Source organism: Spirochaetota bacterium (assembly GCA_035477215.1).
In the GTDB taxonomy this organism is placed as follows: domain Bacteria; phylum Spirochaetota; class UBA4802; order UBA4802; family UBA5368; genus MVZN01.
The window spans coordinates 71,098-78,897 of the sequence record DATIKU010000036.1 but is presented as its reverse complement, the minus strand read 5'-3'; the positions used below and the strand labels follow the sequence as shown (position 1 = coordinate 78,897).

Genomic DNA, 7,800 nt, shown 5'->3' with positions numbered 1-7,800 from the left:
CTCAAATAACTTGTCAGCAATCTCCCCCTTTAACAGTCGATCACGGTTCTTTGAGAATACTGTCTCATCCCAGATCGTATCATCCGTTTTTAATCCGATAAACCATCGATAAAGAAAATTGAAATCCATTTGTTCAAGTTGGCTGTTTGGGCGATTAATTTCTATAATTTAAGTGAATTTTTCGGGAAACTGTTAAGCGATGTGTGTGTAAACTCTATGATGTTTATGTTCCAAAAGTTTTTTACACCTTTCTGCGCTGTAACCCTCTTTTATGTATAACGATAGCGAGATCACATGCGATCGAAGCGGGGAAAATCAATTTCATTGTTAGCTCGCGAAACCCGTATCTGAAATCATGACGGTTTTCACTAGCCCAAGAATCGGCGCAATAGAGCAGCTCTCAGTACGAGATCGCTGACAGCAGCCGAATCCCCACGCGCAAGAGCTTCACGGATTGCGCGCACGATTGCCAGATTCTCCGGATGCGGAGCGATGTCAAAGCCGAACGCGGCGAGGGCGTCTCTGAGGGCATCAGTCATTAGAGGTCCGGAAGGGTCAACGTACGGCAGAGTTTCACTGATCTTGGCGCAGAATGATGGATACGTTTCCTTTAGGAAGGCGAAGTCTTCCGCAGATAACGATTCGAACGCGAGGAGCTCCGGGGGGAGCCCGAGCGAGTAGAGTGAACAGGTGAATGAAATCGCACGCGGGAGCGCCACTCCTTCAAGCTCCCGCGCGTACCCGAATAAGCCGGTGTGCAGTTTGCGAGCACGACGCTTTGGGACGTACTTGGCGATATTGTTGATCAGAGGCGCGAGCGCGGGAATGAGGGCTCTATACGCTGCGCTATAGCGGTCGATAATCGATAGGGCGCGCTCAACGTCGATGGGATCTGCGGGTTCGATTCGCCGTGTCTTCAGGTACTCGCAGGCCGTATGAACCTTGTCGACCGGATGGTCGAACTTGAAAGCAGATTGAATTGTGAAGGTGACTACGCTCGGGTACTCAGTGCCGACCCTCACCGCAGTCTGTGGTGATAGACCTCCGCGGAAGGGAGCGGACCCCATGCCTATAATCGGATGGAGACGCACGCCGATGCGGTTCGAGAGCGCATCCAGACGCGCAAGAGCGATTTTATTGGCAAGCGCAGCTGAAACGAGTCCGTAATTCATAGCCGTATCGGACCGTGCGAGAAAAACACGCTGATCCGTGATTCGCTTGTCGCTCAGATACTCCGCGACGATTTCGTCCGCTTTGAGCATTGTCGGCACGTCTTCAAAAAGCGGGATGACCTGAATCTCGGTCGGCAGGAAGTCCCCAATCCATTCAGCGATTGTGATGTCGTTATTGCGGAATCGTACCTTCTGGCGCGCGATAATGTGGTCGGCATAATAGCGGTAGATTCGGTCGATGCAGCGCGCTGAAGTCGTCATTGGCAAGATGACCTCAAAGATGGGTGGGGTGTCGCATCCATAGAAAAGACGAGCAGTGTCAAATGACCTGGGGATGCTCTCGAGGACCTCGAGCAGAATCTTGGCTTCGGCTGTCTCCACGGTAGGATTCGGAGCGCGCAACGTGATGCGCAGGTCCTTGCCAATGGTGTGATTGTGAAAGTACTCGGGATAGAAGGACAGCAGCTTCTTGACGACGTATGTGTCGATTTCTTTGCCTTCGACGTCCCACATCTGCTCGTCGCATCCCAGGTGCGAGAATGCGTAGTAGGCCTCGCGGATTTCGTCCTCCCCGGAGAGAACCGAAGAGGACGCGAAGAATGGCAACGACGCATTATCGGGATGCTGGGTACTCATACAACGGGGAATCTTCACGTTGAACCTTTTTCCTGACCGCATGGCTGACGAGCCTGTAGAAAAACGCATTTTGCGTGCGTTGTGTTTCCAGATTGCCCGGTTTTAAACTAATCCATCCCTGTCCATCAGGTTGACCGGGATTATGAGGCAAGACGGCCTTGCCTCATAATCCCAACCCGAAAAATGATTTGAAACATTTGATCATTCCATATCCACACGATGCCGACTAACGACTTTTGCACCGGTGGTTCCATTTGGAAATCGCCGGCGATATGAAAAACGCCGAAGCTGATCACCGCGTCAGAAGATCGGAAGCGTGAGTATGGTTGCTTTTCATATTCCATCCGCTATCTTTATTGGCGAGCCCTTTGCTGACAAACGTCAGGCAAGCGCCTGCCACCAGGGTGGCTATAATGATCCAGTAAGAGAGATGGGGTTTCCCCATATCTCTTACAAGGCCGTTTATCCAGGGCATGGCAAGGCCGGCGGCTCCCCAGGATGTGAATATCAGACCGTAATTCAGACCGAAGTTTTTCATTCCGAAATAGTCTTTCGTGAGAGCCGGGAAAATAGACAGATTTGCCCCATAGTTTGCGCCGATGAGAATAACCAGGAGCAATATCGGCAGCCATAAAGCGCCCCAGGAAGCTCCTGCCGCCGCAAAAGAGAGCAGCAACACGACGACTGCCTGGAATATAAAAACAATAAACAATGTCGACTGCCGACCGATTTTATCGGAAACGCTGCCCGCAAGAATCCGGCCGCATGCATTGCCGACCGCCAGAACGGCCACTGCAATGAAAGCCAGTTCGCCCAGGGATTTCTTGCCGAGGTCGGCGGCAACGCTGATGAACATCAGGCCGGCCCCCGCCGCCCCGAAATACATCAGCCACATAATCCAGAATTGACCTGTGGAAATCATTTGTTTCCATGTCATTTCATTTTTCTTCTGGGCGGTTGCGCCGGTGCTTGCCTGGGTTGAGGGCGCTACGTATCCGGCGGGCGGATTTTTAAGAAGTTGCGATAATCCGACGACTACAATCAAAAAAGAAATGCCGAATACCAGCATGGTATTGGAAACGCCTTTTTCAATGATCTGCATGCCGGACGCGCTTACGTTTGTCGTCTGGAACGCTTCTAAAAGAACCGATGCAAGCGGAGCAATATAAACAGACGCGAGTCCAAAGCCGGCGACCACGATTCCGGCAATCAAACCTGTTTTCTCCGGTGGAAACCATTTGACCGCCGGGGGCGTCGCCGAAGCATAGCCGAAGCCAATGCCCATTCCGACCATAATTCCGAAGCCGATCACGAAGCCAAGCAAGGAAGATCCGGAAAAAGCCGTAAAAATGCATCCGGCGCCTACCAGGATTCCTCCGATGGCGGCCACTTTTTTGGGACCGATTTTATCCTGCAGCCGTCCTGCCGGAACCATCGCCAGTGCAAAGCAAAACGCAGCCACCGAATACGGCAGGGCCTTATCGGCATTCGTCCATCCCCATGAATCAGGGATGCCGTTTTTGATAACGCTCCAGGCGTAAAGAATACCCAAAGCAAGATTGATACCGGTTCCGGCCAGTGTGACGATCCAGCCTGTTCGCATTGATTTTTCCATCGAATTCTCCTTTACAGGTTAATCAAAAATCTCATGCAGAAAAGATTTCTTCCTTTTATGGTGATGTTCGCGCCTTTCTTCTTGAGAAGCCTGTCGGAGTGGTGGCGCCATTTCCGACGAAGCGCGTTCGATAATTTTATCAAGCTCGCCCCGGTCCAGCCAGACGCCGCGGCATTTTGAGCAGAAATCGATTTCCACACCCTGGCGTTCCGACATGGTCAAGGCAATACTGCATACCGGGCAATTCATAATGATTTACTTCCTCTTTCATAAAAGATTTTAAACGGATCGATATGTTTCACTTCAATATGCGTCGGCATTTCAATTGCCACAACGTAACTACTCGGCTATAAATTACAAGAAATAAAATTATAGGGAACCTCTATAAATTACACTTTGCTTGCTGTCTAACGTCCTTTGGTCTCCACGTTTCGGAATTTACCTGTGGCGTGCCTGCCAACACATTCCCAATCTCCTGCGCCAGCCTCAACAATCCGAGTTTAGGTTTTATCACGCTGTCCTGCATTCTCATAATCTGACATCTCCTTTAATTATTAAAAGGCAATGTCAGATATTATCTTAACTATTACACTTGATACCTTTTGCAAAATCACCATTTATGCATAAGCTCAGGAAGAATCCGCCTTCTGTGAAGCAAAAGCATGGAATCTTTTTTAAGTAGATCTGGTTGTAACTCCCCCTCTCCCTTCCCCAAACAAAATTTGGGAGAGGGGCAGGGGGGGGGGAGGGCATTAGCATTTATTTTCGTAACAGTTACTCGATGCCTTCAATGCCCAGTACGAAATTATCAAGCGCCGAGCGTACATCGGGTGTCGATTCGTATTTTTTGTAAACGGGAGCCACCGTTTCCTGCAGGCGCAGGGAGGTAGCATTGTTTTTCTCAATAATGCTTTTCAGCTCATCGGGCGGTTCTTCCATTCCGAACAGCTCCGGGTATTTCGCGTTCAGCTCTTTCAGTCTTGCCGTCAATGGCCTCATCTTGTCCCCGTACGCGTTTATCGCTCTTACCACGTCTCCGGGGCCCTTTTCCATGCTGATCTCGGTGATGAATTCCAGGTTGTTCCTGTTGATCTCCTCCATGAGCTTTTTCATGTCGCCGTATTTTCCGGCGCCGCAGCCCGCGGCTGCCGTTATCAGAAGCAGGAACTAAATCCGATACAATACGCGCATCCCATCCTCCTGTACCAGGCTGTCTATGCCGTCATTTTGCCGCGGTGTCAGCGCGACTTGTCATATCGCCGAATGACCGCCTCGAGCGACTCTATTTCGCCGTTTAATTCCCTGTCCAGCGTTTCGAGCGTCGCTTCGTCGTATCCCGGCGACGAAAGCTCCCTGCGGAACATACGTATGGATTCTATCTTGTCCTGGAGGAGCCGCATCTTCATATACGCGTGTTTCCGGCGCCCGGACGCGGTAAGCGTGCCGTTTTTTTCCAGGGCGCAATACCGGACGATTGCCTCAAGTATCTCCCCGTGCCTTGCCATATCCTCCATCAACAGGCGGGGCGATATCCAGGTGTCCTCCGGCAGGCCGTCCTCGCCGCAGACCTCCCTCGCGATCTTCCGCGCGGGAGATCTGCGTTACCGGGTCCCCCGCTACGGGCGGGCTATGTCGAAACGGTCGGCGTTCATCACCTTGTTCCAGGCCGCGATGAAATCAGTCGCGAACTTTTCCTTCGCGTCGTCGCTCCCGTAGACTTCGGCGATGGCCCGAAGCTGTGAGTTTGACCCGAAAATTAGGTCCGCCCGGGTGCCGGTCCATTTGAGCTTACCCGTCGCGCGATCGTACCCTTCGAACACGTTTTCATCGGAGGTGGCCTTCCACTCGGTACCCATGTCGAGCAGGTTCACGAAGAAGTCGTTGGTAAGGGTCTCCGGCCTGTCGGTGAACACGCCGTGCTTCGTCTGCCCGTGGTTGGCGTTCAGAACGCGCATTCCGCCTACAAGTACCGTCATCTCCGGTGCGGTAAGGGTCAGTAATTGCGCCCGGTCGAGCAGCAGTTCCTCCGCCGGGACGGCGTATTTGCTTTTCAGGTAGTTGCGGAACCCGTCGGCCTTAGGCTCGAGAACGGAGAACGAGGCCGCGTCTGTCTGTTCGGCGGTCGCGTCGGTGCGTCCGGGAGTGAAGGGCACGGTTACTTTATGGCCGGCGTCCTTTGCCGCTTTTTCGACGCCGGCGCACCCACCCAGTACGATCATGTCGGCCAGGGACACTTTCTTTCCGCCTTTCTGTTCGCCGTTGAACTTCTTCCCGATCTCCTCGAGGGCCGCGAGTACCTTCGCGAGCCGTGCGGGCTGATTGGCCTCCCAGTCCTTCTGCGGAGCCAGACGAACACGCGCCCCGTTGGCGCCGCCGCGCTTGTCGGATCCCCTGAAGGTGGACGCCGAGGCCCATGCGGCGGAAACCAGTTCCGAAACCGAAAGGCCCGAGGCGAGGATTCTGCCCTTGAGGTCTTCGATGTCCTTCGCTTCGACGAGCTTATGGTCGACGGCAGGCACCGGGTCCTGCCAGATCAGCTCCTCAGCCGGGACCTCGGGGCCCAGGTAGCGCGAGCGGGGGCCCATGTCGCGGTGGGTCAGTTTGAACCAGGCGCGGGCGAAGGCGTCGGCGAATTCTTTTGGATTCGCCAGATAGCGTCGGGCGATTTTCTCGTACGCGGGATCAAACTTGAGCGCGAGGTCGGCCGTGGTCATCATGGGACGGTACTTTTTCGACTTGTCGTGGGCGCCCTCCACCATATCCTCATCATCCACATTTTTCGCCAGCCATATGTAGGCCCCTGCCGGGCTTTTGAGAAGCTCCCACTCGTATTTGAACAGGACCTTAAGATATCCCATGTCCCATCTGGTGGGATTCGGTTTCCATGCGCCCTCGATGCCGCTGCCGATGGTGTCATCCCCCTTGCCGCTGCGGTAGCCGCTCTTCCAGCCCAGGCCCTGCTCTTCGATTGGAGCGGCTTCGGGCTCGGGACCCACGTGCTTCGGGTCTCCGGCGCCGTGCGCCTTGCCGAAGGTGTGCCCGCCGGCGATCAGCGCAACGGTCTCTTCGTCGTTCATGGCCATGCGGGCGAAAGTCTGGCGGACATCACGGGCTGATTCGACAGGTATGGGTTGGCCGTCGGGTCCTTCCGGGTTCACGTAGATAAGACCCATCTGCACAGCGGCCAGGGGATTCTCCAGGTCGCGCTCGCCGCTGTAGCGGCTGCCCTTCTTGTCGCTGGTGGCCAGCCATTCCTCTTCCGAGCCCCAGTAGACGTCCTCTTCGGGCTCCCAGATGTCCTCGCGTCCGCCGGCGAAGCCGAAGGTCTTGAACCCCATGGACTCCAGCGCGACGTTGCCGGCCAAAATCATGAGGTCGGCCCAGGAAATCTTACGGCCGTATTTCCGCTTTATCGGCCAGAGGAGTCGGCGCGCCTTGTCCAGGTTCACGTTGTCGGGCCAGCTGTTGAGGGGCGCGAAGCGCTGGGTGCCCGATCCCGCGCCGCCGCGGCCGTCGCCCATGCGGTAGGTGCCGGCGCTGTGCCAGGCCATGCGGATCATGAGACCGCCGTAGTGGCCGTAGTCGGCCGGCCACCAGTCCCGCGAATCGGTCATCAGCGCGTACAGGTCCTTTTTAAGGGCGGCCAGGTCGATCTTCTTGAACTCTTCGGCGTAGTTGAACCTTCCTCCCATCGGGTCGACCATCGGAGAGTTCTGGTGGAGCATTTTAAGGTTCAGCTGGTTGGGCCACCAGTCCCTGTTCGACGTGCCCCTGGCGGAGCCGGGGGGCCCGGTTTTACCCGCCACCGGGTGTTTGCTCTCTCTATCCATCTCGCTCATCAGTGTCCTCCTTTTTCTGGTTTTTGCATTTTTTACAAATACCGTAAAACTGGATCGTATGGCCCGTTATGGTGTTCTTCGATATTTTTTGGGCTTTCTTGTTTATGGATTCCTGGAACGGCATGGTGAAATCGCTGACGGATTTGCACCTGTTACATATAAAATGATAATGACTCTGGGTGATCGGGTCAAGATGTTCGACGCCGTCGCCAAAATTCCGGCTCGCTATCAGTCCCTGTTCCATCAATATACGGATGTTCCTGTACACTGTCCCCATGCTGAGAGATTTAATTTCTTTTTTCAGTATTTCATGGATAGCCTGCGCGGTCGGGTGATTCACGCTCGCCTGTATCAGTTCGAGTATTCTTTCGCGCTGTCTGCTCCTTTTGCGTTTGAGTTTCATATTAGTAATTATTATTAGAATTATTACTATATTGTCAAGATAAAAATCATGCTTTTTTCAGGAGGAATAAGAGAGGTGATACGTAAGCGTCAATTTCCCCACGTCTTCCCTTGCGTGGGGAAATTGAAATATAAT

7 protein-coding genes and 1 pseudogene are annotated in these 7,800 nt (G+C 53.8%); all 8 read right to left on the bottom strand.

The annotated features are described in order from the left end of the window. Positions 1-141 (bottom strand): annotated as a pseudogene (locus tag VLM75_08690) (transposase). 227 nt (positions 142-368) lie between these two features. After that, positions 369-1,808 (bottom strand): phosphoenolpyruvate carboxylase, encoded by a 1,440-nt coding sequence (gene ppcA, locus VLM75_08685; protein ID HSV96995.1) that lies wholly within the window; start codon positions 1,806-1,808, stop codon positions 369-371. Between the two features lie 292 nt (positions 1,809-2,100). Beyond that, on the bottom strand, positions 2,101-3,423 hold the full coding sequence (locus VLM75_08680) for an OFA family MFS transporter (protein ID HSV96994.1): 1,323 nt from the start codon (positions 3,421-3,423) through the stop codon (positions 2,101-2,103). A gap of 18 nt (positions 3,424-3,441) precedes the next feature. Beyond that, the gene (locus VLM75_08675; GenBank protein HSV96993.1) at positions 3,442-3,672 is read right to left on the bottom strand and encodes a zf-TFIIB domain-containing protein; all 231 of its coding nucleotides are present in this window, start codon (positions 3,670-3,672) and stop codon (positions 3,442-3,444) included. A gap of 525 nt (positions 3,673-4,197) precedes the next feature. Continuing rightward, entirely contained in the window at positions 4,198-4,536 is a 339-nt protein-coding gene (locus VLM75_08670; protein ID HSV96992.1) for a hypothetical protein, read from the bottom strand. A gap of 125 nt (positions 4,537-4,661) precedes the next feature. Continuing rightward, on the bottom strand, positions 4,662-4,928 hold the full coding sequence (locus VLM75_08665) for a hypothetical protein (GenBank protein ID HSV96991.1): 267 nt from the start codon (positions 4,926-4,928) through the stop codon (positions 4,662-4,664). A gap of 111 nt (positions 4,929-5,039) precedes the next feature. After that, the gene (katG, locus tag VLM75_08660) at positions 5,040-7,253 is read right to left on the bottom strand and encodes a catalase/peroxidase HPI (protein ID HSV96990.1); all 2,214 of its coding nucleotides are present in this window, start codon (positions 7,251-7,253) and stop codon (positions 5,040-5,042) included. After that, positions 7,246-7,665 (bottom strand): transcriptional repressor, encoded by a 420-nt coding sequence (locus VLM75_08655; protein HSV96989.1) that lies wholly within the window; start codon positions 7,663-7,665, stop codon positions 7,246-7,248. The genes katG and VLM75_08655 overlap by 8 nt, the downstream gene beginning before the upstream one ends. Between the last annotated feature and the right edge of the window lie 135 nt (positions 7,666-7,800).

Excerpts from the sequence above, each read along its gene's own strand:
- VLM75_08675 (HSV96993.1), bottom strand. The coding sequence starts at position 3,672 with ATGAATTGCCCGGTATGCAGTATTGCCTTGACCATGTCGGAACGCCAG.
- ppcA (HSV96995.1), bottom strand. The coding sequence starts at position 1,808 with ATGAGTACCCAGCATCCCGATAATGCGTCGTTGCCATTCTTCGCGTCC.
- VLM75_08680 (HSV96994.1), bottom strand. The coding sequence starts at position 3,423 with ATGGAAAAATCAATGCGAACAGGCTGGATCGTCACACTGGCCGGAACC.
- VLM75_08665 (HSV96991.1), bottom strand. The coding sequence starts at position 4,928 with ATGGCAAGGCACGGGGAGATACTTGAGGCAATCGTCCGGTATTGCGCC.
- katG (HSV96990.1), bottom strand. The coding sequence starts at position 7,253 with ATGGATAGAGAGAGCAAACACCCGGTGGCGGGTAAAACCGGGCCCCCC.
- VLM75_08655 (HSV96989.1), bottom strand. The coding sequence starts at position 7,665 with ATGAAACTCAAACGCAAAAGGAGCAGACAGCGCGAAAGAATACTCGAA.
- VLM75_08670 (HSV96992.1), bottom strand. The coding sequence starts at position 4,536 with ATGAAAAAGCTCATGGAGGAGATCAACAGGAACAACCTGGAATTCATC.